This window comes from Thalassotalea sp. PLHSN55, assembly GCF_052030545.1.
Classification (GTDB): domain Bacteria; phylum Pseudomonadota; class Gammaproteobacteria; order Enterobacterales; family Alteromonadaceae; genus CANMXU01.
Genome location: NZ_JBPDIH010000003.1, coordinates 83,840 through 109,996, shown reverse-complemented (window position 1 = coordinate 109,996; position 26,157 = coordinate 83,840). Strand labels below are relative to the sequence as shown.

General features: G+C 39.1%; 19 protein-coding genes. 9 read left to right on the top strand and 10 right to left on the bottom strand.

Annotated features, from left to right (window positions below; genetic code table 11):
• Window positions 1–152: 152 nt before the first annotated feature.
• From ACRRSQ_RS06380 to ACRRSQ_RS06360, 5 genes are all read left to right on the top strand, one after another.
• Entirely contained in the window at window positions 153–1,586 is a 1,434-nt protein-coding gene (locus ACRRSQ_RS06380) for an oligosaccharide flippase family protein (RefSeq protein ID WP_440874877.1), read from the top strand.
• A gap of 15 nt (window positions 1,587–1,601) precedes the next feature.
• Complete coding sequence (locus ACRRSQ_RS06375; RefSeq protein WP_440874876.1) at window positions 1,602–2,234, top strand: sulfotransferase family 2 domain-containing protein; 633 nt, start codon at window positions 1,602–1,604, stop codon at window positions 2,232–2,234.
• Window positions 2,235–2,245: 11 nt separating this feature from the next.
• Window positions 2,246–3,415: a glycosyltransferase family 4 protein gene (locus ACRRSQ_RS06370; protein WP_440874875.1), complete on the top strand. Its 1,170-nt coding sequence runs from the start codon at window positions 2,246–2,248 to the stop codon at window positions 3,413–3,415.
• A 10-nt stretch (window positions 3,416–3,425) separates the two neighbouring features.
• Complete coding sequence (locus ACRRSQ_RS06365) at window positions 3,426–4,202, top strand: Stf0 family sulfotransferase (RefSeq protein ID WP_440874874.1); 777 nt, start codon at window positions 3,426–3,428, stop codon at window positions 4,200–4,202.
• 79 nt (window positions 4,203–4,281) lie between these two features.
• Window positions 4,282–5,964: a GMC oxidoreductase gene (locus ACRRSQ_RS06360; protein ID WP_440874873.1), complete on the top strand. Its 1,683-nt coding sequence runs from the start codon at window positions 4,282–4,284 to the stop codon at window positions 5,962–5,964.
• Window positions 5,965–6,071: 107 nt separating this feature from the next.
• Here the strand turns inward: ACRRSQ_RS06360 and ACRRSQ_RS06355 are convergent, their stop codons facing one another.
• From ACRRSQ_RS06355 to ACRRSQ_RS06345, 3 genes are all read right to left on the bottom strand, one after another.
• Entirely contained in the window at window positions 6,072–7,172 is a 1,101-nt protein-coding gene (locus ACRRSQ_RS06355) for a Gfo/Idh/MocA family protein (RefSeq protein ID WP_440874872.1), read from the bottom strand.
• Between the two features lie 95 nt (window positions 7,173–7,267).
• A complete protein-coding gene (locus tag ACRRSQ_RS06350; protein ID WP_440874871.1) occupies window positions 7,268–8,206 on the bottom strand; it encodes a glycosyltransferase in 939 nt (312 codons plus the stop codon).
• A 65-nt stretch (window positions 8,207–8,271) separates the two neighbouring features.
• Window positions 8,272–9,387 (bottom strand): hypothetical protein, encoded by a 1,116-nt coding sequence (locus ACRRSQ_RS06345; protein ID WP_440874870.1) that lies wholly within the window; start codon window positions 9,385–9,387, stop codon window positions 8,272–8,274.
• Window positions 9,388–9,582: 195 nt separating this feature from the next.
• Here ACRRSQ_RS06345 and ACRRSQ_RS06340 point away from each other — a divergent pair, with 195 nt between their 5' ends.
• Window positions 9,583–10,503 (top strand): endonuclease/exonuclease/phosphatase family protein, encoded by a 921-nt coding sequence (locus ACRRSQ_RS06340; protein ID WP_440874869.1) that lies wholly within the window; start codon window positions 9,583–9,585, stop codon window positions 10,501–10,503.
• A gap of 23 nt (window positions 10,504–10,526) precedes the next feature.
• On the opposite strand, the gene ACRRSQ_RS06335 is transcribed toward ACRRSQ_RS06340, so the two are convergent.
• From ACRRSQ_RS06335 to xrt, 5 genes are all read right to left on the bottom strand, one after another.
• Window positions 10,527–11,660 (bottom strand): acyltransferase family protein, encoded by a 1,134-nt coding sequence (locus tag ACRRSQ_RS06335; RefSeq protein ID WP_440874868.1) that lies wholly within the window; start codon window positions 11,658–11,660, stop codon window positions 10,527–10,529.
• Between the two features lie 49 nt (window positions 11,661–11,709).
• Entirely contained in the window at window positions 11,710–13,011 is a 1,302-nt protein-coding gene (locus ACRRSQ_RS06330; RefSeq protein ID WP_440874867.1) for an O-antigen ligase family protein, read from the bottom strand.
• A gap of 5 nt (window positions 13,012–13,016) precedes the next feature.
• Window positions 13,017–14,153, bottom strand: coding sequence for a GNAT family N-acetyltransferase (locus ACRRSQ_RS06325; RefSeq protein WP_440874866.1), 1,137 nt, complete (start codon window positions 14,151–14,153; stop codon window positions 13,017–13,019).
• A 16-nt stretch (window positions 14,154–14,169) separates the two neighbouring features.
• Window positions 14,170–15,192, bottom strand: a complete 1,023-nt coding sequence (locus ACRRSQ_RS06320; RefSeq protein ID WP_440874865.1) for a right-handed parallel beta-helix repeat-containing protein — start codon at window positions 15,190–15,192, stop codon at window positions 14,170–14,172.
• 227 nt (window positions 15,193–15,419) lie between these two features.
• A complete protein-coding gene (xrt, locus tag ACRRSQ_RS06315; protein WP_440874864.1) occupies window positions 15,420–16,862 on the bottom strand; it encodes an exosortase in 1,443 nt (480 codons plus the stop codon).
• Between the two features lie 428 nt (window positions 16,863–17,290).
• Here xrt and prsT (ACRRSQ_RS06310) point away from each other — a divergent pair, with 428 nt between their 5' ends.
• The 3 genes from prsT (ACRRSQ_RS06310) to ACRRSQ_RS06300 all read left to right on the top strand — a co-directional run bounded on the left by prsT (ACRRSQ_RS06310) (window position 17,291) and on the right by ACRRSQ_RS06300 (window position 23,872).
• Window positions 17,291–20,044, top strand: coding sequence for an XrtA/PEP-CTERM system TPR-repeat protein PrsT (gene prsT, locus ACRRSQ_RS06310; RefSeq protein WP_440874863.1), 2,754 nt, complete (start codon window positions 17,291–17,293; stop codon window positions 20,042–20,044).
• 115 nt (window positions 20,045–20,159) lie between these two features.
• The gene (prsT, locus tag ACRRSQ_RS06305; protein ID WP_440874862.1) at window positions 20,160–22,916 is read left to right on the top strand and encodes an XrtA/PEP-CTERM system TPR-repeat protein PrsT; all 2,757 of its coding nucleotides are present in this window, start codon (window positions 20,160–20,162) and stop codon (window positions 22,914–22,916) included.
• A 143-nt stretch (window positions 22,917–23,059) separates the two neighbouring features.
• A complete protein-coding gene (locus tag ACRRSQ_RS06300; RefSeq protein WP_440874861.1) occupies window positions 23,060–23,872 on the top strand; it encodes a PEP-CTERM sorting domain-containing protein in 813 nt (270 codons plus the stop codon).
• A 390-nt stretch (window positions 23,873–24,262) separates the two neighbouring features.
• Here the strand turns inward: ACRRSQ_RS06300 and ACRRSQ_RS06295 are convergent, their stop codons facing one another.
• Window positions 24,263–25,153 carry a ThiF family adenylyltransferase gene (locus tag ACRRSQ_RS06295; RefSeq protein WP_440874860.1) on the bottom strand — a complete coding sequence of 297 codons (891 nt, stop codon included), beginning with the start codon at window positions 25,151–25,153 and terminating at the stop codon, window positions 24,263–24,265.
• 81 nt (window positions 25,154–25,234) lie between these two features.
• Window positions 25,235–26,035, bottom strand: a complete 801-nt coding sequence (locus ACRRSQ_RS06290) for a PEP-CTERM/exosortase system-associated acyltransferase (protein ID WP_440874859.1) — start codon at window positions 26,033–26,035, stop codon at window positions 25,235–25,237.
• Between the last annotated feature and the right edge of the window lie 122 nt (window positions 26,036–26,157).

Below are 26,157 nucleotides of genomic sequence, written 5' to 3'. Positions count from 1 at the left end.
CAACACGCTCTAGTTCAGATGCTGGTAACTAACTACCCCATTAAAATAAAAAATAATGATTACTTTTGATAAAAATAATACCGCCAAATCACGTTTACAATTGAGTCGATTTAATAAAGTCGCTTACCTAAGCCAAGCCAAAGAAAGGCACTATGTCATCAGTTGCTAACAAAGCTCGCTCAGGCATAAAGTGGGGCGCATTTGGAAAAATAACCAATCAGTTTTTTTCTTGGATAGCAACGATTTGGGTGATCAGGTTATTAACACCTGATGACTTTGCGTTAATTGCACTTAATGATTTAGCCATAGGGGTATTGCTCATCGTTGGGCAATTTGGCTTAGGTGGAACGTTAATTCGCACACCAGAGCTGTCGCGCCAATCGATCAACCAAACCTTTTCAGTGTTGATGCTTGCCAATATTGTGCTGTTTGTGGTTTTTCAATTTAGCGCGCCGTTTTTTGCGCAATTGTTTGAACAACCTAAGTTAACTTTATTGATCCAAGTGAGTGCTTTGTCATTTTTATTTGGCCCATTTATTACGGTGCATAAGGCGTTGATCAACCGCAATATGCAGTACAAACAACTTAACCTTGTTGATATCGGTATTAGCTTTGGCCAAATTTTAACGAACTTAACCTTAGCATTGCTCGGCTATGGCTTTTGGGCACTGGCGGTAGGCTTATTGGTTGCGCAGTTTTTACGTGTTGTTTGTTATCGCATGGTTAGCCAAACATCATTATCTTTAACCGCTTCTTTTAATGGTTTTATACCGCTGGTTAAAGACGGTAGTTTAAACTTTTTCCATTCAACCGGGTGGGAGATTAATCAGCGTCTTGATACGTTACTTATCAATACCTTTAGTGGCAGTAATGCCTTAGGTATTTATCGCGTGGTATTGTCGTTGGCTGAAAAACCGGTGACTATGGTTGGGCAATTAATCCAGCAGGTGGGCTTATCTTCTTTTGCTAAAGTATCACACGATAAGGCGTTAGTGAGTCACTATGTGGTTAAATCGTCAGCGGTATTGGCGATGGCTATCTTTCCTGTTTTTTTTGGCATAGCTGCAGTTGCCCCTAATTTAGTGCCATTATTGCTTGGCGATAAATGGTTAACGGCGATTGTTCCTTTGCAGATCATATGTATGGTGCAAATGATTAATGCACTTAGGGTGATACCTGGTTCGGCACTTTATGCTTCAGGTTTTGCCAAACGAAAACTATTGCATGTCAGTGTCGCCTTTTTTTGTGCACTTATTGGTTGGGGCGTAGGTCTACAGTATTCGTTAAATGTTGGCTGTTTGCTTTTTGCAGCCATGTATGTGGTTTGGTTTATTTGGCATATATTTGATAGTTGTCGCTGTTTACCTATTGCCGCACTGGATTATTGGAAAAGTTTATTGATCCCACTTTTCCTGTCAGCGGTCATGTTTATCTCAGTAACAAGTGTCGGCGAAGTGCTTAGCACAAATATTATTGTTGAATTAGTGATCCAAGTGCTATTGGGTGGCGTGATTTATGGCGGACTTTTGTTGCTGCTATTTAAAGAATATGGTTTGGGTTTATTAAGCTTATTAAAGAAAAGCTAATATGGAAAATTGGTTATGATAGATTTAGAAAACAAAATATTGTTTGTGCACATTCCTAAGTGTGCCGGCACTTTTATTGAACACAATTTAACGCCAGATATCGATTGGCATCAACTGGGTGAAAAGCACTATTCAATGCAAAAATGCATTGAGGTTTATGGCGAAAGCGACGTGAGTAGCTGTTTTAGATTTTCAGTGATCCGCAACCCATTTTCACGTTTATTGTCTTTTTTCTTATACCATAAGCGCCATGGTAGTGAATTATTTGCCGTGAATGCATTTGAAAAACGTACCCGTGCCTTTAAAAGCGATTATTATCAAAATTTTTCGGACTTTGTTTTTAACTTAAAGCACTATTTTCATAAATTAGAAGCTTGGGCGCAAAACGATATTCTACCGTGTCATGACTTTCTGACTAGCCATCAAGGCATAGGAGTCGACATGGTCTTAAAGCAAGAAAACTTGGCGCAAGAGTTGGTTGCTTTAACCGAAAAAACCGGCATTAATTTTCATAATGAAAAAATAAACAGCTCACCCAATAAATACAGCAATAGCGACTATTATGGTGAAGCCGAAATTGCCTTTGTTTTGGCCTTTTACAAAGCTGACTTTCATCATTATTACCCAAACTTTCAATTAGATAATTAGAGCTAACCGTTGTGAATATTTGCTTAATTAGTACAGGTTTTCCACCGGAGGATGGTGGCGGCATTGGTACCTATATCTATAACCTGTCGGTAGGTTTAGTTAAATTAGGTCACAGCGTGCATGTGATTTACCCATCAAGCGCTAGTGAATATTGCTGTGATATTGTCGAAGGAGTTAATGTTCATCGCTTAGGTAAAAAATCATTACCCAAAATCGAACGTTTTTTTCCAGGTGTCCGTTGGAGCTTTCAGGTTTATCGCCTGATTAAAAAACTGCACCAAAGAAACCCGTTTGATGTGGTTGAATTTCCAAATTGGGAAGCACCGGGTGTCGTTTCGCAATTAATGCTTAACATTCCAGTGGTTGTGCGTGTACACACGCCATTTTTTGAAACACTTGGCTTAGACAGTGATAGCGTCGCGTTTGGCGATAAAGTGGTTTGCTATTTAGAGCATTTATCCTGCAAAAAAGCCAAGCAATTAGTCTCGTCGACCAAGTGCCATGCAAAAACCATCACCGATGAATATAAAATGTCGGTCGATAATGTGCATATTTTGCCATTAGGTGTGATTGATAAAAACGTACAGGCGCAGATAAAACCTCGCCTTGGCGAACAATGTAAAATTTTATATGTGAGCCGCCTTGAAAATCGCAAAGGCACATTAGCTTTTTTGCAATCATTGCCGTTAATTTATCAACAGTACCCGAATATTCAGGTTGATATTATTGGCTCAGACCGCCCGCATGCGCCGGGAGACATTAAATTTGAACATTATTTTAACGAGCATTTTGGTGAGCTAAATGACATTGTCACTTTCCATGGTTTTGTTAGCGATGAAGATATCATTGCTTTTTACCGCAGTGCCGACATATTTGTTGTACCGTCGGTTTATGAATCGTTTGGTTTAATTTATGTTGAAGCTATGATGTATGGACTGCCTTCTATTGCAACTTGTGGTGGTGGTATTCCAGAAGTGGTTACTGATAATTATGATGGGCTGTTAACGGATATTAATCAGCCACAGCAGATTGCTGACCATGTATTAAAACTAGCTAATGATGCGAATTTGATGATGACGATGGCCGAGCAAGCAAGGCAGTCTTTTGAAACTAAATTTGAATACTTGATAATGGCAAAAAACACCTCAGCGCTTTATCAGCAAGTCACTGATAACAAATAATACTTAGCTAATGGCAGATGATAAAAATAACATGAAAAAATACCTTATCGTAACAACACAAAGAACCGGCTCAACTTGGCTGATTGATATGCTAAATGGTCACAAGAATATTGCGTCGTATGCAGAGTTATTTCGTTTAACGCCTGAAGAAGAATTTCCAACCTTCGGCCGTAAAAATATTCGTTTATTTGAACACTGGAAACGTCATGCATCTTGTAATGTTTTGACCCGTTGGTTAAATAAAGAAAAACTCTATCGCCAGTATTTCAGTGAAGTTGAGCAAGCAAACGCTGACGACCCATTAGCGCAAACGTTTGGCTGTAAAGTGATGTACAGTCAATTCCAAGCCAACAATGGTTTATTGGAGTTTGCTTTAGCGAATGTTGATGAAATAGTGCACCTAAAGCGACGTGATCACCTTAATGTTGCCGTTTCGAAAGCGTATATGGAACAGTCAAAAATTGTTCATTCAGAACAAGACGTTAAGCTGCCACCAATTACGCTTGATGTGAATGAAATGGTGCAGTATTTAAAGAAATTAAAACGTGATGAACAGTATTTTGAAGAGCAGCTTGCCAAGCAAAATTCAGCCAAAGTATTGACCTGCTATTACGAAGATATTGTGGCTGATACCGATGGCCAAATGCAGCTTATCCATCAGCATATTGGCGTTGAGCATATATCACCAGAAAGTAGCTTCAAGAAGGTGAATAAAGCTGAGTTAAAAGACTTAGTGGTTAATTATGATGAGCTAATACAAGCACTGGAAAAACATAAGCTAGTTTAGTCGCTTAACGCTCGCTTGTATGTGATGAGTATTTTTTCTATATTTGATCTGTTTTTAAACAGCCAAGGTTATTTGTTAGATGGATTTAGTTGATTTAAAGGACGCAGCAGCGCACTCAGAAATTACTACCGATATTTGTATTGTTGGTAGCGGACCTGCGGGCATAACCCTTGCCAAAGAGCTTCTAGACTCAGGTATGGAAGTTTGCATTGTCGAGTCGGGTGGTCTTACCGACGAAGATGAAACCCAAGCACTATATGAAGTTGACAATGCTGGCGACCCAAGAAAAGAACCTCAAAAGCTTGTTCGTCAACGGGTTTTTGGTGGTAGTTCAACTACTTGGAGTGGACGGTGTACTGCCTTTGATCCAATAGATTTTGAAAAAAGATCTTGGGTTGAAGATTCGGGCTGGCCTTTTGATCTAACGACACTTAATCCTTATTTGGACCGAGCTACAAAGCATTTAGGTTTAGGGCCAAATGTTTATGATGAAAACTTATTTGACATGCTTGGCATGGCACGGCCTAAGCCGAGCATTGACCAAACGTTACTCAAACCTACCTTTTGGCAGTTTAGTCGCAGCAAACAGTCAACTAACCCAATTGTCTTTGGTAAAGATTTACTGAACAGTCAAGCCGATAACCTGACAATATATCTTCATGCTAATTTAACGCATATCAATACTGATCAAGCTGGCGAAGTTGTTGAGTCAGTCGACTTTCAATCGCTTGACGGCAATACTTTACGTATTGTCGCCAAAAACGTTGTGCTTTGCTGTGGTGGCGTAGAAAACGCAAGATTGCTGCTCGCCTCGAATAAAATTATTCCAGAGGGTGTCGGTAACAAACACGACATGGTCGGGCGCAACTTAATTGATCACCTCGGTGGTGTGATCGGCAGTTTTGATCCACAAGCATCAGCAGATATTCAAGCGAGGTTCGGCCGTTATTGGTTAGACAGCGACAGTGGCAGGCAAAGCTACTTGCATGGTCTAGCACTCAGTGAAAAAGTTCAAGCAAAAGAAGAGTTACTTAATGCCGCGGCATTTATTGAAGAATATGAAGCGCCAGATGACCCGTGGCATGCCTTAAAAAGAGTCTCGAAAAAAGTTGCCAAACGCGGTGGCGGTAAATACCACTGTGATGAGGGGGACAACATGTTTTGGCGAGATGAATCTGCTGTGGCAGCGAGTTCATATCAAATTAACTTTCGTAACGACGTCATAACGCTACTTAAAAATTCCCCTTCGCTGCTCAAAAATATCTACCGTAAGCAGGTGAATAAACGTCCACCTATTATTAAAAATGCACGTGTTGATTTATATACCTTAATTGAGCAGATGCCAAACAATGAAAGTCGTTTGACCTTGTCGAGTCAAAAAGACGCGCTTGGTATGCCATTGTCAAAAATTAACTGGCAGATAGACGAAAAAGAGCGTGCTGCGGCAAGACGATTAGGCGAGTTAATTACCCTTGAGTTTAAACACCTTGGTTTAACGCCACCTAAACTTGCTCAGTGGTTGTATGATGAAAATGACTGGAAGCCTAACTTGATTGACCGCGCGCATCCTACTGGGGCGACTAAAATGTCAGAAGATCCCGAGCAGGGCGTTGTTGATATTAATTGTGCGGTGCATAACGTGGCAGGTTTGTATATCGCGGGGAGCTCGGTATTTCCGACGGCGGGACATGGCAATCCAACGTTAATGATCTTGGCTTTGACCATTCGATTGGCGGACTTTTTAAAAGCCGAAAATAGATAGTTAGAGTATGTTGTTGGCGAAGATGTGATTATATCGCTGCTTTTTATCTAGAGGCAGCGATATGACATTGCTTACATCAGCCATTTCTTATAGTAACCGCGTTCAAGCTACCGAATCAGCTTACTTTTCCAAAACTTATAACTTAATAGCTTCAATATTTTTTGTTTCTTTTCATTAAGTGGCAAGTCGACATTGGCGCCCGATCTGGCATCAGATATATTCATTGCTTGGTCAATTTCAATATCATTAACAAAGTCATTTGCCGTATAAGGCAATATGCCTTGATGGCCATTATTGAGCACTGCGTTTAATAATACCGCGATGGCTGTTTGCTCATCTGACAAATTATGTTGCTGATAAGGGTTTTGCCAGACATATTCTTTGCCATTTGGAATTGATAAGCTCAGCTGTCTAGTCGTGCCATCGTCATTTTTTTCTTCCACAATATCGGCAGTTACTGCCTCTGATTGACCATCGAGAATAAGCTTAATGGTATCGTCGACCATAGTAGCCTTTTCACCGTATATTTTAAAACTTACCGGCGGGCAAATATCGCAGCCCCAATAGCCTGGGCTATAAACGTGAAATAATCGTGAGCCGTTAGAAAACTCAATATCGGCCATTTGCCATGATGGGTTTTGATCCATAGCCGGTGCTGGCAGATCAAAGTTAACGGTTTGACTTCTTAGGCCGACCGCTTTCCCTTCAATATATTGGCGAGCACGCGCAATGCCATGATATTTATAGGCGCAAAAATCGTTAAAAACTGCATACACTTTGCCAAAAATATTGTCGTTATAGAGTTGCTGCTTAAGTAGCTCTTTCGGGAAATAAGGAAACTGCTCCATTACATAAAGCTTCACGCCTAATTCATTGGCTTTGCTAATCAGTGCTAACGATTCACTTTTTGACCAAGCTAGCGGTGTTTCAATGATGATCGGCTTGTTGTATTTAAGTAGCTGATGAGCAACCTTTGCATTGTCACCCATAGCAACGGCAATTAAGAAGTAATCAGGGGTTGTTGAGGTGGCTAATTGGTCAATATTGTCAAAATAAGTAAGGCCTGTTTCTTGTGAAAACGCCTTGCCTTTCTCTTTTGAGCGGCTAGTAAAACCTGAAACTTCAATGCCGAGGGCGTTAAATACAGGTAAGTACATCGACTTGATGCGGGCTCCGCTTCCAACTAAACCAATTTTAGCGCTGTTCAACAGTCTCTCTCCATAATCTTGTTTTTAATGGCAAAAAGCATAGCGGCAAAAATAGCGCTATGCAATAACCTCAATGTTCGCTCGATATTTTTTAGCTATTTACCATGAATGGTGTTGTATTCTTCGTGCTTAATGCCAAAAAATCCGGCGATAGTGCCGCCAAACGAGCAAAAGCGAAACATGCCGTCAACAAAAGTGGTTTTGTTTAAGGTAACGATACCTTTTAAGCAATAAAGTATGCCTCTTGCAAAGCGCACGCCTGCCATAAATAAACAGCGCATTAAGGCTGTTGATTTTGACTCTTCAAATAAATGGCTGCGGGTATAACCGATGCCAGAGCGAAATCCTCGACGTAAAAACCACTTAATCGTTGCGCGCGATTTTGGAAATTCTTCGATTACAGGCGCATCAGTATAAAAGGCTTTAAAGCCTGCTTGGGTGCATTTTAGCGCAAAATGATAGTCACTAGCACCGGTCATGGCAAAGCGCATATCAAATGCTGGGCTGATTTGTTCAAGCACATGGCGGCTGATCAGCAAGTTATTGGTGTAGTAGGTGGTAATTTGGTCACCTTCAACCAGTGGGTTTTTACCGTAAATTAAATCTACCGCCCATTCAGGCGTGCCTTCTTCGCCAACTGAAATAACATGGCTGGTCATAATATCTGCTTGGTAATGCTGCTTTTTGTCGATAAGGTTTTGTGCCCAATGCTCATCACTTGGCCATTCATCGTCGTCAATAAAAATAAGGTTTTGAGACTCAGTCGCAAGAAAATGAGTTACGCAGCGATTACGAGCAGCCACGATACCTTTAACGGGTTCTGTTTGGTAAGTCACCGGAATTGCTGAATGAGTGTTTATTTCACTGACAACTTTTTCTGTTGCTGGGTCGCAGGCATTGTCGACCACTAGAATATCGAGTTGCGTACTGTCGCTAGCAACTTGTTTGGATAAAGCTAATAACAAACGTTTTAACCAAGTGGGGCGATTGCAGGTGATCACCGCAATGGTTGTTAAGGTACTACCTTTATCCATAAAGAAATTCTCGTTTTTTATTTGCTAAGTATTGAAGGTTAAATGAACTGCATTTTACGTTAATGTTACAATTCTTCTAGGCTTATGTTATCAATTAATACTGAGCCTTCATAGTAATTAATATGTGGTTCGCCAAGCATAAAGTAGTCGGCATAAGCGCTATTTATTGGCCAAGACGGGAAGCTTTTACCTGCAAATGTAAGTGCTCGATTATCGACACAGTTTTTTTCTTGTTCCTCGGCGGATTGGTTGTAGTGAAAGACGCAATATTTACGAAAATCGATTTTGCTTGAATAGGTGGTTTTACCGCCATAGCGGAAGTTACCAGAAATGGAAAACTGATAAAATAAATTAGTGCGAGTAAATTCTACGTCATACCATTCGTTTGGCAGGTAATAGTCCATCGGAATGTCAGATTGATACTTCCATTTATTGTCTTGATAGCTGATAAATTTTTTGCCAAAACGCTCATGTGTTTCTGTCAGGCCATTTAAGGCAATAACATTTACGGTATTGATGTGCTCTTTTCGGTTCCAACTGTCGATAACAAATTTTCGATGATGGTGAATCCACACATTATTGTGTGGTTTAGGCTCGGTATCTAAAATCGCCAACCAGTAAAAACCGTTATGGCCTACGCTAGATGCGTCAACCCAAGGCTCAGCCGTTTCGTTGCCAATATCATAACCATTAAGCTTAGTATCGTCGCCATATTGCGCATGGCCGATACGAAGTTTGATGCGATAATTTTTGGGTAAAGGGTGCTTTGAACGCAGCACCACGCCGTCGGTATGATCAGGCGTCGCTATTTTTAGTACTTTATTACTCGTGTTACTTGGGTCAGGCACTATATCTAAATAGTCTAATAAAATTGGCTGTTCGGTGCGGGTGTATAATTCGGCGACTAACCAGTCTCCTTTGCCAATGTCGATTGTATTGCGATAAGCGTTTGGCGGAAAAATGTTTTTTTGTTGAAAATATTCGCCGGCATCAGAAAAAGGCCCTTGGTAAGGTGCATTATCTCGACGCCACTTTGGAATTTCTCCAAAAGGGTGTGACTCAAAAGTTTGTTGATAGGCTTTGGCTAAAACAGGCTTGATGGTGTTAACTTCGTTTTCGGGCTCAGCGCATGAACAACAAAGTATGATAAGCATAATGCTAATAAGCGGTTTATATGTCATTATTTGTTCCAAAATATGTCAATTAATCAAATGACACCATTGAGTAGTGAGTACATTAGCTTTGTACAATATTTATTCATTAATCTACACGATAAAAAAAACAATTACATGAAACTTTTTACAAAAACAGACCAGATTGGAAAAATATATAGTTATGGCGTGCTAGCCTCATTTTATGCGGCGGTTTTTGTCTGCATGTTAGCCCAGATTATGCCGTGGTCTAAAGTATGGTCACTGATTGAATATCCTATTTTGTTCATGCCAAGATGGCTGATTTTTGCGCCATTGCTGTTACTTGTTTTTAGCCCGAAAAGTTCATTTTCGTTAGTGCTAAAACAAAAATATGCCGTGACGTTAAGTCTGCTCTTAGCTTTTTTTATCTACTTAGGCTTTTCGCTACCTGTGGGAAAAATATTTAATGACCAGAACAGTAACCTTAGAGTTATGTCGTTAAACTTAGGTGGCAAAATTCGTAATGAACCGAAATTAAATACACTACTTAAATACGGGAAAGCGGACATAATCGCGTTACAAGAAACCCCCGAAAAAGTGGCGAAAAAAATAATCCCTAGTGGTTGGTCGCTCCATTGTAGCGGACAAATGTGTTTAGCCAGTGCTTACCCGATTAGTTTTATTGATAACAAAGAGCGCAAGTTTCTTGGTGGCTGGGGAAGTTTTGGCGTGTTATATCAAGTGAATATTAATGGTCAGGTGGTGCGTGTGATCAATACTCATTTAGAAACACCACGCAAAGGTTTTGAAGACTTTCAGTTATCTAAACTTAATTTTAGCGCGGTATTTAATAACTCGCAGCAGCGCTTTCTTGAAGCGAATTTAGTGGCTGATTGGGCGTTGAACCAAGGAGTTAGTTTAATCTTGGGCGATTTTAATATGCCAGCCGACAGTTCAATTTATCGCGCAGCATTTGCCTCGTTTGATAATGCGTTTGACTCAACTGGCACGGGGCTCGGTTACACTAAATTTACCCGTTATCATGGCGTAAGAATTGACCATTTACTGGTCGACCCAAATACCATTAGCGTGAACAATTCATGGGTTAGTGACGATGTAGGCAGTGATCACCGCGCAGTATTTGCTGACCTTTTGGTACGTTAACTCGCGGTGAACTAATGTGCTGTTTAACAATCGGTTTGTTTTTTTGAACGGAAATTGCGCCAGCAATGATTAATTTTTTCGAGAATAACATCTCGGTTTTCTCGAATGGGTCGCTCTAAAAACAGCATGCTAAAGGTTGAAATAACAATCGATGCCAAAACTAAACAAAGTATGCGATAGGTTAAGTTGTCAGTGAAGATTTGATATTCCAGCATAAAGTTAATCACCACGACATGATAAACAAAAATGCCGAAGGTGATATCATACTTTTTCAAGAAGTTTTCTATGCGATTAAACCAAGATATATTGCTTTTTGGTAAAAAGGCGAGGTTGGTGATCATTAATGCAAAAATAACCAGAAGTATCGGGTTGACGTCGTTTCGCCCCCAGCGCACGCCTAATTCTCGCAAACATAAATACCCACCAATATGAATGGCTAACCACAGCAAAAACGTAGCGTTAGACTTACCTTTAATTAACTGAAAGTTACGTTGGAAAAAGTAACCTAAGAAGAAGATAAATGCCCATGGCACGAGCGTTAGGAATAGTACCTTAGTGACAACGCTTTCGTGAAAGTTATGAAAATAATTAAAGGCGATGTTTAATAGGGCAAAAAATATCAGCGCTAAATAAATCCAGTTAGGGCTGTATTTTTTAGAAAAATGTTGGTCGATTTTGACAAAAAATGGCAATACTAAATAGAATTGGAAGATCACCGGAATGGCCCACAGGCTGCCATTAAGTACACCAATGCCAAACTCATCAAGAAAGCTTGGATGATAGACTTGTAAAACGGTTAACTGGCCAACAAACCAAAATATAAATTCGCCCCAATTTAAGGTCATCGGGTTTAAATAACCAACCGCAAAAAGGGCAATAACACTCAGTAAAACTGACGCCCACAGCGGCGGAAATACTCGTAATATACGTTTAGCTAAATAATCGACATTAAATGCTGCGCCATTGTGACTTAAACTAACTAAGAAGCCGCTAATAAAAAATAAGGTCGGTACACCCGGGAATAACCAAGAGAAAAAGCCAGTTGCTTGCGTAAACTCCACATCGTTCGCGATAAACCGTGAGTGCGAAAACAATATGGAAAAAGCCGCTAAATATCGGATCCAAATAAAATGGTTGTCTCTTGGAATATTCTTCATTATCCGTTCACTGTTACTTTTAGTCTGCTTGTTGCGGTCTTGTTCATGTTTATACCGTTAACTTCAAGATGATATAAACAAAGATAAGCAATGCCGAAGAAATTAATAAAATATTGCGGATAGTTTTCTTATAATTAAGCGCGTACTCTTCACCGAGCAATACCGTAAGTCGCTGATATGAAGCGATTAATAAACCTGAGATCATAAAGTAAACGATAAAACGGTGACGAGTTAAGAAAAATGCTGTCATTGAAAAACCACACAGTGAGAAAAAGAAAGTTGACGATAAGGCAAGTTCAGCTTTTACTTCTTCTGTTATATCTTCAGGTAATTTATCTTTTACGTACATCACCGCCTGAAAGCCCATAAACAGGGTTAAAAACAGTACTGTGGTCCAAATAAAGTAGCCGCTTAACCCAAGCTCAGCCGCCATTTGAATGTAAGTATTGTGGGCAACACGGCCATGGTGTTCTGTAAAATTATTACTACCAACACCAAATATAGGGTTCGCTTTAAGCATTTCTAAACCGTCCCACCATGCCCATAAACGGCCCATCGCTGAGGCTTCTTGGCTACTAACTGCGCGGAACGTTGAAACAACAAATATAACAATAGGCGCAAAAATCAATCCATAAATAATGGCTTTAACACCGCCATAGCGAATTAAAAAGTACAAGCCAGTAAGGCCAATCACTGCCAACATAGTACCGCGAGAGTTGGTCATGTATATGCCGTATAAAATAGCCGATAAACAGCCTAAAGCGAGTGTTTTACCAAAGGCATTTGAGTGTTTAATAAAATACAGCGCAAAGGGAATATTCATCATGAAAAATACCCCTAAATCGTTTGGATCTCTAAAAATACCCAAATAGCGAATGCGGCCGTCTTCAACATAGTCGGTACCTGACCAGCCAAAACCGTCAAATGAATTTTGTTGCACGTAACCGTTATGGACAAAGATACAGGCACTAATGAGTGCCAACCACATAAAGCTCTTCTGCCGCGCCGGCGAGGTGAATACAGTGGCAAAGATAAACAGGGGAATAAGGCATGAAGTTAAGTATCGGTTAGCCTGCTCAACCCCTTCGCCTAACCAGCCGTTAAGTAAGCCAGACAGTGCGGTTAGAGGGTAAATCATCAGCAATAAGGCATATTGCGGCGTAAACTTTATCGGTCGATGAGCCAGTAAAATAACAATTAAAATAAGTACACTTAATACAGCGATAAACGGCACACCATAAATGGCGATAAATATTTCTTGCGGGCGAATGAAGATAAAAAAGGTAAATAATAACGTGAGTACAAATGCAAACGCAGGGTATTTTTCCAGAGGTTGAGGCAATCCGTTCATAGTGTTCATGGCTTATTTTTGTGTGAATTTTTTAATAGTTTACGCATTTGGGTTTTAATTGATGCGCATGCCAGCATGAGTTTGTTTAAGTTACTAAAGGGTAACATTTTTATTGATAGCACTTCTAACCCTAGTTGCGAAATATTTTTCTTATAGTCGTTTTGGCTGGCACTTTTCAATAAATTGTACTGCGTAATTTGTGCTGTTTGACAATATTGAACCAGCAACAGGTGATTTAATAAACCAGGTGATAAATTGGGCTGAAAGTACTCATTTATGCCTGATTGATAAAAATAAAGCTTGTTGCGGTATTTTAAAGAATAATTAACGGCAATTGTTTGATTGTCGACGCTAACAGCACTTATCACAGCGTGTAACTGACTTTCGTTATCGTTAAAGCTTTGTTCAATGATTTTTTTATGAAAAGCATAAAAATCTGGGTTGGCAAATACCCCTAACTTTTGCTTGCCTTGCCAACGTTGTTGGTGAAGTTGCACTAAATCGTCAAATAATGCCAACGCCTGTGCTAAGTTTGTCGCAATAATAAAGTTAGCATTTTCTTGTCGGTAAAACCGGTTAATAATGCGTTTTTTCTTATGCAATAGCTTGGCAGTAAACTCGTCATTTTGGGTTGTTGTTAGGTAAAATTGCCAACCAGCATTAGCTTCTTGCGCTGATAACATTTGGTTTTTCATCAAGGCGCATACCGAATAAATGAGCGATTGCTTGCTAATATCAACAAAATTAAAACCGCTAAGGTCAGTAAATGCTATGAGTTGCTTTGCGATTAGCTTGCTCACGTCGCTTTTGTATTGTGTAAGGCAGACAATATCGAGCAGCTCAGAGGCGACTTCTGCCTCTTCATCTTCGTTGGTGCCAATAAAGGCCAATTCTTTTTTGGCAAAAACATGCTTATTTCGACAATAAAAAGGTGCAATAGCAATGCACTCTTGTTGATGATAAACCGTGATAACACGTAATTCTTCAACTATGTCTTGGTATGTATCTAGCCATAAGGTTAGCCATTGCCAGCTGATGAAACATTGGCTGGTATCACTTGCTTGTTGGCGCTCTAATAACAGCCAACTAGCTTTTAGCGTTAATAGTTCCGCCTTGGTTGTGATAACTTTTACCGTGTACATGCTTGGTTTTTATACCTTAAAGTATTAAATTTTTATAAGGGTTTGAAGCGATTATCTTACGCTCTAACACTTGTTGCTTTAGTGATGGGATCAATTTATTTTGCTTATCTAAGACAAAAGCAAAAGGAAATTGCTGATCGCTAATGCTCGATTCAAATGTTTGTTGCCACTTCGACAATGAATAATGTTGCTTGTTATTAACTACGGCAAAATTTCGCTGAAAACTATATAGGTTATTTTTGCTCGAAAAATTAGGCGCTGTCGATGTAGCAGTAGTAACGAGATCAAATATGCCACGATACTTACCTTTGGTGACAATAATGTTGTTTTCAAAATGATTGCCACCAGATGATTTTTTGATATTGACCGCCCAACGTGAACGCTCAGGCATTATCACTAAGTTATTGATAATTTGGCTATCGCCTGAGCCAATTGCGCCATCTTGTTTGAATAACGAAATCGCAGCAGCTTTATTGTTAAGCATAATATTGTTTGCAAGCTTAACACCAAGCACACCATCTAAATTAATTGCGCTACCACCAGATGAGCCGTTTTCACTCAGATAATTATTCTCGATAATGACGTTAGAGACTATGCCATCGCCGATAACATCGGTTGCTCCGCCCATGCTTTTATCGGCGTTAATGTGAATACCGCAGCCATTAAAGCCGCGGATCATATTGTTGGCTAAATAAACCCTATCACCGCTGTTGGAGTGGTAAATACCGTGCTGCTGTGCTGGGCCGATAATAATATTATGTTGTGCTGAAAAATGATTGGCGTGATTGGTGAAAATGCCCCAAACACCAGATTGTGTTATCTCGTTGTGGTTTAGTTTGACATTATGGCTATTGTTAACGCGAATGCCTGCTCTTGTTGCATTTATTACAGCAAAACCTGACACAAAAATATAGGAAGAATGTTTTATTTCCAGCATATCTCGGTGATTAGTAGCTATGCCAATAACGGCTTTTTCACCACTAGGGTCGCCAATAAATTCAATTGCTTTCTCAGCCGTGCCATGGAGTTTTTTTATCACAAACGATGGATAATTTCCTGGCTTAAAATAAATCTTATCGCCAGCGACCAGCTTATTTAAAAGCGACTGACTTAACAGACAACTACGTTCTTTGCTGCACAAACAACTACTTTTTGTACAAGGCATGCCTTGCTCTGATAACCAATAGCTTTTTGCAAATACGACTTTTGTACTTGCTAGGCATATCAAAAGTATTAGAAAGTGGAGCTTATTCATAAACACGTAAATTAGTGCATCACTGATTGAGACAATGCCTCAACTTCGGTCTGACAATCGGTTTGACATTGAGCAACCAGCCAGTGAAGTTCAGTAGCGCTATTGCCGGTAAGTGCACCTTTAATGCGAGCTAGCTTTAATGCTCTGGTATTGGTAAATGTTTGACCTATATATTGATATTGCACAGCAACTAAGGCATGTTTATTGTTTTGTTTTAACAGCAATAATTGCCAGTTGTTATTGTTTTCGCTGAGAGTTTCACTGCGAACTTCTTGCCAGCTTTCTGGGTAAAGCTTGTTGTCGTAATAGCTAGGCTTATTATCTAAATCGTTATTGTCAAAATAATAAACATGTTTGCTAAATTCAGTTTGCCCTATGGTTAACGACGTTACTTGGCGCTCTGAGTAAAAAGTAATAAATGGCAGTAAGTTAGATTGTTTATTAAACTTGGCAACGTTTTGCGTGGTCATGTGAACCTGATTGCTACCGGAGTTAAGTAAGCTATTACTCGTGGCAGAAAATAACACGATGGCCAAGGCAATAGTCACGGTTGATTTGTTCACTTTAGCGGCGTTGGCATCCGCTTTATCTTTGCTGTTTTCTAATGCTTCTTCATGATTGGCGAGCTTGTTACCAATAAAAAACAGTAAAAACATGAATGGCAAAAATAAATACCAACCAAAGGTATTATGGTCCCCCATTAAGGGACTTTGCATATCCGTATACTGACCGATCATGATCAAAGCAGTGATGCGGATCCAGTTAGTTAATAAGCCGCCTATTATTGCTATGGAAAAAAACAGCAACGCTTTTTTGGTATCTTTAATATAAAGGAATATAAATAAGGTGCTAATGGCTATCGCGACTATGATGTATCTCAAGCCACTGCAACCGCCCGCGATTTCAAAAACCCCAGCAGGAATCGTAATAAAGGAGTCTTCAACAAAGGTTGGGATGCCAGTGAATGTCATCATATAGGTTACTGCATTCACTGAAATCTGCTGCAGTATCGGTACTAATATTCCCCACGATGGGATAATAAACACTAAAAAAGCACAAGGGAAAATGATGTACCAATTAAAGCGGTACAACACCAGTATGCAGCTTGTAATGACGGCAAGTAATGAAAACCAATAACCAATGCTGATTTGTGCGTGGCTACTAACAAATAATAAGTAGCTGCTTAGTGCTAACAGCACAATTGGAAGTAGCGCAACACTTTGGCGAAATTGCAATTTATTGGCCTGAGCCAGTAGGTAATACAAATATAAAGAAATGAATGGAATTAAAAATGCGTGTGAATAGGTACCGTCATCAAAACCATGACGCCAAAGCGTTGTTAATACGGGAATATTTAGCAATGAAACCACGGTGAAAAGCAACAAAATACCCAAAAATGGTGCAAGTACCGAAAGTTGTGAAAGTTGGTGATCGTTAGTCTTTGTCATGTCCATTATTTTTCTTATCAGAATGCGGTAGGTGAGCGATTAGCGCAATGACTTATGTCCGTACAGTTAATGAGAACAGTTGTTATTTCTATGGGTTTTACTTTAACAATACTGTTACTAACTTGCTATTTTTTTATTTGATACCTACAGCGCGCAAAGTTTACTGAGTGTTAACAAGATACTTTTTAGCTTCAGCTGCTAGCGATTACAAATAATAAGGTGTTGATAATGCTCGGCAATATTTGAGTTTGTTTTTTTCCAAGCTAAAGCGCGTAAAAAATAGTGTTAATAATAAGTTAAGCGGTTAGAATATTTTGGTTTGTTAGAAAGTGTAACCTTAGCTTTGCCTGGCCGTATTCATAAATATAGATAAAAATCACACTGAGGCGGGTGTTAAAGTTATTACAATAAAAATTAATCTAGGGAGTTGAACAATGGTTTTTTTTCGAGGAGTAGCATATACGGTTTTAGTATTGTCTCTGTTTTCTTGTGGTAAGAATGACTCGGCTGAAGAACGAATTATACAGGGAACAGCTAACATAGAAGCCAAGCAATATGATGCAGCTATTATCGAATTAAAAAATGCCATCCGATTAGATACCCAAAATGGCCAAGCGCGCTTTTTGTTAGGAAAACTGTATTTATCATTAGGTAATGCAGATAGTGCTGCTAAAGAGCTAGAACGCGCTCTAAAGTTAAAATATAAAATTGCAGAAACGGTACCTTTATTAGCACGGGCTTATATGCTGATAGAATCTGATGCAGAGATCCTAACACTTGAAAAACATGCGACAGATATCGCGATTTCTGAACGTGTTGTTTATTTGGCCTATCAAACCATTGCCGCAATTCGCTCTGAGAAAATGGATATCGCTGAAACCGCGGTGCAAACAACTAACTCACTCGATAAAGAAAATCCATACACTTTATTAGCCAATGCTTATTTTGAGTTTGCCAGTCAAAATGTTGACCAAGCCAATATATTGGTGGATAAAGCATTAGCACTTGCCCCTGAAAACGCCGATTTAGTTATGCTACAAGGTCAACTCGCTGTTGCAGAAGGTAATTATCAAAAGGCGGTTGAAAGCTTCAAAGCCTACTTAGTGTTACAGCCTGAATCTGATCGTGTGCAATTTTTAATTGCCGACGCGCTGATTAAAACCGGACAATATGACGAAGCTGAAAAAATTGCGGATCGCATCATCGGTTATATTGCCAATCAACCATTTGCCAATTACATCAAAGCGATGGCGTTATTTAATAAAAAAGATTATGAAAAGACCAGTGAACACGCAGAAATTGCGATAAACGGCGGCTTTAATACCTTAGATTTAAAATTGGTTGCTGGTGCCAGTGCATTTTATAACAGCAACTTTGAAACCTCACATATGCACTTAAGCTCGGTAGCGAAATATTTATCGCCAGAGCACCCGGCATACCGCATGTTAGCGGTTAGTCAATTAAGACTGGGTTTGATTGATGAAATTGGTGAAACCTTGAGCCAGTTCAAAGCTGAAACAGCAGAAGACTCGCAATTTTTATCTTCACTAAGCTTTGAGTTAGTTGAAGTAGGGGCGATTAATGAAGCAAAAGCTTTAGTAAAAAATTCACAAGTAGAAGGCACAGAAGATCCAGCGCAGCAGGCGCGCGATGGCGTTTTAAAAATATTAATGAATGACCCTACTTCGGGCATTGAGCATTTAGAAAAAGCCATGCAACTGAATCCTGATTCACACGAAACTGAATTGGTATTAGGTTTTGCGGCACTACAAGCTGGTGAGCTTGATAAAGCGCAAGAGATCGCACAAAAGTGGTTATTAAATTATCCTGAAAAAGTAGAAGGCTACAACTTACAAGCGTCAATTTATTTGAAAAAAGAGCAACTAGAGAAAGCGCAAAAAATGTTGGAAAAAGGCTTAGTTAATGTCCCTGACAATATTTATGCGTTAACTGAATTAACCGCGGTAAATGCGCGTCAAGGCAACTTAGAGCAAGCGAAAACACTCAGTAAAACAGCGCTTTCTTATCACCCTGATAACCTGAAAGTGCTTAATCAATACTATGTGTTAAATAAAGAAAGCGATGGGTTTAGTACGTTACAAGCTGCCTTTGAACGACACAAAGACGATATTAACTATGGCATTTTAGTAGCGCGTGCGTTAACTGAGCAAAAAGAATATAGCCAAGCGCGAGATATATTAAATAGTTTTGAACTTGATGCTAAAACGCCTAAACAATACTGGCAACTGGTATTAACGGTTGACGCTAATTTAAAAGAAAAAGACGCGCTATTAAAAAGTTTAGAAAAATGGCGAAAAACTAGCCCTTATCACCTAGAGCCGGTAATTTTGTTAGCCAAGTATTGGCAGGCAGAAGACAATACTGATAGAGCAATGACTGTGGTGAAAAATGCCATCACCCAACAAGGCGACAATCAAACCTTGTCTTTATTAAAAATGCAGTTGCTGCTAAATAGCCAACGCATGAATGAAGCCAAATCGCTCTATAGGAAAATGGATCACTCAACGATTGGCAAAGATGTAAAAACAGCCATTGAAAGTCGTTTTGACTTATTTGATAAAAACTACACCGATGCTATTCCTAAATTGCGTTATTTATACGGCAAATTACAAAGTAGCTCTAATGTTGTGTATTTAGCCGCGGCACTGAGCGGCGCGGATAAAAAGCCAGAAGCGCAAACCTTGCTGGAAGAGTACATAGCTAACAATCCAAAAGACGACAAAGTACGCAACATGTTAGCCAACCTTTATTTATCGAATGAAGAAAGTAAAGCGGTTAAACATTATGAAGAGCTGTTACAAAGCAGACCAAACGATGTGGTGACACTTAACAATTTAGCTTGGTTATATATGGATAGCGGCAATATTGAGCAGGCATTAAAGTATTCCGCCAAAGCAGAAGAATTGGCTCCTGAATATGCCAACGTTGTTGATACTCGAGGCATGGTATTGCTTAAAGCTGGTGAGAATATTAAGGCGTGGAAAACGCTTTTAAAAGCTTACAAATTATCAAGTGGGGAAGACGTGAGTATTACGCTCAACTACGCACAAGCGTTGATCGTCAATGATCAAAAGCAAGATGCTTTGGATGTACTTAAAAAAGCAAAAAGTGATGATAAAGAAATTATTAAACGAAAAGAGCAGCTTATTGAGTTGGCTAGTAACTAATACTAACAACTATTAGTGCATATAATAATGACAGTACAACATATTTAACACTCACTTTAGTTGCTCAAATAGTTAATTAAAGCGAGTGTTTTGTTATAACAAGGACAAAACTCTCATGGCGTATAAAAATAAAGTAGCTATTTCACTATTGGCATTAACGATAGGTTTGTATGGTTGTAGCGACACAAAAAGTCCAGAAGAATACATTAGCTCTGCAAAAGCATCTATTACTGCGGGTGACGCTAATGCCGCGATTATCAATCTTAAAAACTTATTAAGAGCAGATGCTAGTCATGGTGAAGGACGGTTTTTATTAGGCCAGGCCTACAACAGTCTAGGTATGTGGTTGGCGGCAGAAAAAGAATTAGAACGTGCCCTACAGCATAACTTTTCAGCCGACAGTGTCTTACCTGAGTTAGCAAAAGTTTATTATAACCTTGCCGATACTGACGGCATTTTAACACTTTTACCTGCAGCTAATGAGCTAACACCAGAAGCTATGTTGAAGGTAAATGCCTTTTTAGCGATGAGCTATGTAAAAAGCTCTGATTATGAAGAAGGTAAAGTCGCTTTATATGAGGTGATTCAATCACCGATTGATTCTAGGCTTAAAGTGTTGTGTCAGGCTTGGTTACATGGTTTAAACAAAGAATTTGACCAAGCGCTTGCTGTTACCGCAGAGCTCATTGAATCAGAACCTGGCTTTGCTGAGGCCATCGAGTATCAAGCTTACCTTTATTATCGTATGCAAGAGATGGAGAAAGCGTCTGAGTTATTTGCTCAATACGTGAAAATTCATCCAAAAGCTAACGAAGTGCGTATTATGTATGCGCTATCGTTAGCTTACGCAACAAAGTTTGCTGAGGCTGAAAAGCAAGCAGATAAGCTATTAACGATCAGTCCAAATAGCAGCGTACTTAATCAAATTAAAGCGCAAGGTCGATTTGCTGATGGCGATTTTACTGTCGCTAAACAACATGCTGAAGTCGCGTTGCGTGCTGATAGTAGCTTGTTATTGGCGCGAATCGCTGCAGGAATGAGTGCGTATCAATTAGACCAGCCAGAAGTGGCTTATTCTCATTTAGAGCAAATAAAAGATTATTTAACTTATCAGCACCCGGCTAAACGCGTGCTTAGTCAATTAAAGTTACAACTTGGTTATGAAAGTGAGGCATATGACGAGTTAGCAAGTGCGTCTAGTGACGAGCTAGATGCGCAAATATTAGCTGCGTCTGCTCAAGAAATGTTTCGATTAGGTAAGGCAACAGAAGCAGATTTCTTGCTTGCTAAAGCGCGAGATATGGAGCCTGAAAATGCTGATATTAACTATCAACAAGGGCTTTACAAATACTTTGATCAAGACGGATCTTCTATATCTTTATTCGAACAAGCCTATGATAAAAACCCGGAATTGGATGCAGCGTTAACCTTAATCGTTAAAAAGCACCTATTTGATAAAGACTTTACTAAAGCATTTGAAGCTGCCAATAAGGTTAAAACGTCTAATCCCGAACTTCATCATATTCTTAATGGCTTAATTTTTGATAAACAAGACAAACTAAGTGAAGCGAAAGCAGAGTTTGTTAAAGTGACTAAAATTAATAGTAACAATGTTAATGCTATTTATATGCTTGGTGCGCTTAATGAAAAAGAAGGCAATTTTGACCAAGCAATAGAATATTATCAGCAAGTTATTTCGACCAGCATGGAAGCGACTTACGCCGTTGCTGCTTTACTTAATTTTTCAAACGAAGCGCAATATCAGGAAAGAATAGAAGGTTTTCTAAAAGCTGAATTTGACAAGAACAATGCAAATAGTGTGTCTGCTTTAGCTTTGTCTGGCTATTACGCGCTAACCAACGACTTAACAACCGCCATGGAAGTAGTTGAATCAAGCCTTGCTAAAGATGACAAAAACATTCAGTTATTAATGTTTAAAGGCAAAATTCAAGCGAATACCAAAGATTACCAAGGTGCTATCGCCAGCTTTGATAAAGCCATTAAAGAAAACCGGTTTAACCCTAAACCGCAAATAGCAAAAGCTAATGTCTTGAAGCTTGAAGGTAAGTATCGAGAAGCGATTGTTGAAATGGAAAAAGCCATAGACTTAATGCCAACTTCAACAGGGTTAGCAGTAAATCTAGCGAAAATTCATCTTGATAATAACGATATTTATGCCGCTAAACGTGTATTAACTAATTTGAAAAATCTAGATAAAGAACATATTGGCATGACGCATTTAGATGGCCAAATTGCTTATCTCGAAAAACGTTATGCTTTAGCTGAACAATTATTAGGTCAAGTATATCAACAGCGTCAGGTAGAAACCGTATTGCTTGAATATGTAGCAGCCCTGCAAAAGACTAATAAGAGTGCATTAGCACTTCAGCAGATTAATGCTTTTACGAAAGGCGCAGAGCCTTCGCTGAATCTGCTATTAAAGCAAGCTGAACTGTTAGAAAGCACCGAGCCTAAAAAAGCAATGAGTATTTATCAGCACGTTGCAAGTAAAACGAATAACCACTTTGCCATGCTTAACAATATTGCCATGTTGTCACTAAAGTTAGGTAAGCCAACACAAGCACTCGACAATGCAAAAGCTGCATTTGAACAGGCACCAGATAATGTCGCAATAATGAATACTTATGGCTTAACTTTACTTGCTAACAAACAATACCAACAAAGTTTAACGTTTTTGACGCAAGCCAAAGAAGCACAACCAAGTAATCACAATTATTTAGTTCATTACTTACAGGCGTTAATGGCGAATAATAACCATGCTGAAGTTAAGTCATTATTAGGCGATGTTGACTCGAGTCAGTTGAGCCTTGACGCTAAGCAAAGATTTGAACAAATAAAGCGCACTTTATAGCTTGTTATTAAGTGTCAGTAATTTTTACAAAGCTGAAACAATTAAAAATCACCGCTGTGTTAATTTGTTGTTTTTAAAGGTTTTTTTAAAGTTGGCATCTCCGTTGCTTATATACAAACATAACTCAAACGGAGATTAACAAAATGAACAAACTATTAACAGCCGCAGCAATGGCTTTAACATTTGCAGGGACAGCAGCAGCAGATCCAATTTACATTGATGTTGGTACTGACTTTGGTGGTAACGCACAAGTTGCAGACGGTCCTACAACTACTGGTTGGAAAGACAGCTTAACTTTACGTTATGAATCAGAGTCTTTAATTACTGATAACGATTTTAACGGTCTTGATGTTGGCGATACTATCGTTTCAAAAGGTGGCTTAGAAGTAGGTACTTTCTTATCAAACCGTGCAACTGCATTAGTTGATTCACAATTAGGTCCATTTGGCCCAAGTGACAACGGTTACGGTGTTGACTGGTTAATCAGCTTCACGTTTGATGATTTAATGGGTACATTCAACGGTACTGATTTTAACTACACTTCAGGTACTATTGACTGGTTACTATTTACTTCAGCAGATGGTTTTGCTACTGGTACTAACTTATTTTCTACTGAAATTAAGAGCCACGTAAGTACTCCAGGTAACCAAGTTTTCTCTGGTGACGTAACTAACGTAAACCCAGCAGCTGATATCTTTAACATTGCAGTTGGTGGTGGTTCACAAACATTCAGTGAATATGCAGCAAGCCATACTGCGCCAGTACGTTTCCGTATTGACCAAAACACTGACCCTATCAACCCACAGTTTGTTGAAACTACAGCTGAAGGTCACATTTTAAGTATTGGTGGAACGCATGATGCTTCTTTAGAATTCTCTGTTCCAGAGCCTGCTACTTTAGCAATGTTAGGTTTAGGTTTACTAGGTTTTGGCGCAGCACGTCGCAAAGCTAAGTAATACTTAACTCTCATTTAAAGAACCGCCGATTGGCGGTTTTTTTATGCCTTAAAAAGCTGCAAGTTAGAAGCTAAAAGCTAAAAGCTAAAAGTTGGAAGAGATGAGCTACAAGAGATAAATGGTAAGTTGAAAGCTACAAGTGGGAAGCCGAAGCTGCAAGTGGGAAGCCGAAGCTGCAAGTGGGAAGCCGAAGCTGCAAGTGGGAAGCCGAAGCTGCAAGTGGGAAGTTAAAAGCTGCAAGTGGGAAGTTAAAAGCTACAAGTGGAAGCGAAAGCTACAAGTAGGAAGCTAAAAGTAGAAAGTTAAAAGCTGCAAGGCTTTAATCTTGGATGTAAAAAAGCTCTGCATTGACAGAGCTTTGAAGTTTTAATAGATGTTGATTGAAATGGCTTAAGTATTGTCTTTAATGATTTGTTTGAATCGCCAAAACATATACAGTTGAACAGGGTTTTTATTACCCCAAGGGCGCCAAGTCTTAATTAACTTGTTTCGATAAGCATCAAAATGCAGCCCATGTGGTGCATAAATCACATCACCACGCTTTAAAATAAGCTTAAGTACATTGGTACATAAGGTACCTGCGGCTAACGAAATGCCCATACAGGTTGAAGGTACTTTCTTTTTAAAGAAGTTTATTGAGGTGCTATCAACAATATAGTGACGTTGCTGAATGGAAGGTGAGACACCAACAACAAAACGAATAATATTGTCATTAAAAATGTTCGCTTTTTCTTCTTCTGATGCGTTTGCTGGCGTATCTACAATGGCAAAATATTCGTCAAATGTCATCTTGCCGGGCATGAATACTAGAAATGCAGTTCCCATTCCCATTGGCGCGGCAGTAATTGTTGGAATGCCTTTTTCGTAACAACGTCGAAAAACTTTACGGCGCATTTCTAACGCAAAAATGTCTAAACTATCAACATAAATATCAACGTCTGTTAAAAACTCTTCTAAGTTTTCATCGGTAATGCCTTGATCAAAGTTCTTAATATCAGCTTCCGGGTTGATACCTCGAATGGTTTCTTCCATGACTTCCGCTTTAGGGCGACCAAGTGTATTCATATTAGCACCCGCTTGGCGGTTGAAGTTTGCTACATCATAATCATCAAGATCGGAAATATTAAATTTCCCGATACCAAGGCGTGATAGAACAATCGCATGATCGCCGCCTACGCCTCCAAGCCCACCAATTGCAACACGGGTATTACGCAGTATTTGTTGCTCGTCTCTCGTTACCCAACCGATATTACGAGAGAAAGCTTCTTCGTAGTTAAACATAGCAATCCTTTAGAAAAATAGCTTAAGAGTAAACTATTTTATCGTTGTTATTTAAAAAATAGATATTGCCAAAACATGCGACTAAGGTGTAATTAACTTAATATCTGGCAAGTTGAATTCTGCATTATTTGAAAATTTTCTTAATGAAATTTGAGAAGCGAGGTCATCATATAAAATCGCATAAAGCTTCTTTATTTCATCATTTAGTTCAGTGTCGAATTTCTCTCGAGCGAGAAAAAACATCGCGCGCTGGCCGTGATAATTCATTTCGTCACCAATTTGCTCAAAGGGCAAGCCAAAACGAATTAGACGTCGATTTAATCTCGGCTCCATCATTACAACAAGACCGACATGATTAAAAATTGTAGCCATAGCTAAGCCACTTAAATATAGACCCATCGCAATATTAGGGAAGTTACGTCTTTCCTCGGGACTATACATGTTGTCCATATTAACGTCGTTTAATACGAAAGGAACTTGCTTTTCCTTTTCACGACGCCTAAACGAAGCAAGTACGGCTAATCGTGAAATTTCACCGAAGCCACCACGTGGTAAAGTTGTTGTGTCTAATACTTCTGTTTTTGCACTACTTAAACAATGCTCTTCAAAAGGCAACTTTTTTTCGGGATCTTCAGCTGGTGGGATAACTAATCTAATACACCCTGCAAATACCCCAGTTCTTCGGTGTTCTAATAAACAGTGATAGGCATATTTATCACATTCATCAGATTCCATATGCAATGGGTTTGGTTCTTCCCAGCCAAGCTCTTCACTATATACACCATAACGAATTTTATATGCTTCTTGCTGGAGTTCCTTGGTGCTTGCAAATTTTATTTTGAAATACTGATTGAAGTTTTCAGCAATAGAATAAGAACTCATGTTTCCCTCAATATCAATTGGTAAAAATAACAGCCAATATGTACGAATATGTAACTTTAGGTCATCTCTTACTAATAATATACTAGTAACTCAATATTTTCCTTTATATTTAAATACTTTTT

Excerpts from the sequence above, each read along its gene's own strand:
- prsT (WP_440874862.1), top strand. The coding sequence starts at position 20,160 with ATGGCGTATAAAAATAAAGTAGCTATTTCACTATTGGCATTAACGATA.
- prsT (WP_440874863.1), top strand. The coding sequence starts at position 17,291 with ATGGTTTTTTTTCGAGGAGTAGCATATACGGTTTTAGTATTGTCTCTG.
- ACRRSQ_RS06325 (WP_440874866.1), bottom strand. The coding sequence starts at position 14,153 with ATGTACACGGTAAAAGTTATCACAACCAAGGCGGAACTATTAACGCTA.
- ACRRSQ_RS06365 (WP_440874874.1), top strand. The coding sequence starts at position 3,426 with ATGGCAGATGATAAAAATAACATGAAAAAATACCTTATCGTAACAACA.
- ACRRSQ_RS06330 (WP_440874867.1), bottom strand. The coding sequence starts at position 13,011 with ATGAACGGATTGCCTCAACCTCTGGAAAAATACCCTGCGTTTGCATTT.
- ACRRSQ_RS06300 (WP_440874861.1), top strand. The coding sequence starts at position 23,060 with ATGAACAAACTATTAACAGCCGCAGCAATGGCTTTAACATTTGCAGGG.
- ACRRSQ_RS06340 (WP_440874869.1), top strand. The coding sequence starts at position 9,583 with ATGTTAGCCCAGATTATGCCGTGGTCTAAAGTATGGTCACTGATTGAA.
- ACRRSQ_RS06345 (WP_440874870.1), bottom strand. The coding sequence starts at position 9,387 with ATGACATATAAACCGCTTATTAGCATTATGCTTATCATACTTTGTTGT.
- xrt (WP_440874864.1), bottom strand. The coding sequence starts at position 16,862 with ATGGACATGACAAAGACTAACGATCACCAACTTTCACAACTTTCGGTA.
- ACRRSQ_RS06380 (WP_440874877.1), top strand. The coding sequence starts at position 153 with ATGTCATCAGTTGCTAACAAAGCTCGCTCAGGCATAAAGTGGGGCGCA.
- ACRRSQ_RS06375 (WP_440874876.1), top strand. The coding sequence starts at position 1,602 with ATGATAGATTTAGAAAACAAAATATTGTTTGTGCACATTCCTAAGTGT.
- ACRRSQ_RS06290 (WP_440874859.1), bottom strand. The coding sequence starts at position 26,035 with ATGAGTTCTTATTCTATTGCTGAAAACTTCAATCAGTATTTCAAAATA.
- ACRRSQ_RS06350 (WP_440874871.1), bottom strand. The coding sequence starts at position 8,206 with ATGGATAAAGGTAGTACCTTAACAACCATTGCGGTGATCACCTGCAAT.
- ACRRSQ_RS06360 (WP_440874873.1), top strand. The coding sequence starts at position 4,282 with ATGGATTTAGTTGATTTAAAGGACGCAGCAGCGCACTCAGAAATTACT.
- ACRRSQ_RS06335 (WP_440874868.1), bottom strand. The coding sequence starts at position 11,660 with ATGAAGAATATTCCAAGAGACAACCATTTTATTTGGATCCGATATTTA.
- ACRRSQ_RS06295 (WP_440874860.1), bottom strand. The coding sequence starts at position 25,153 with ATGTTTAACTACGAAGAAGCTTTCTCTCGTAATATCGGTTGGGTAACG.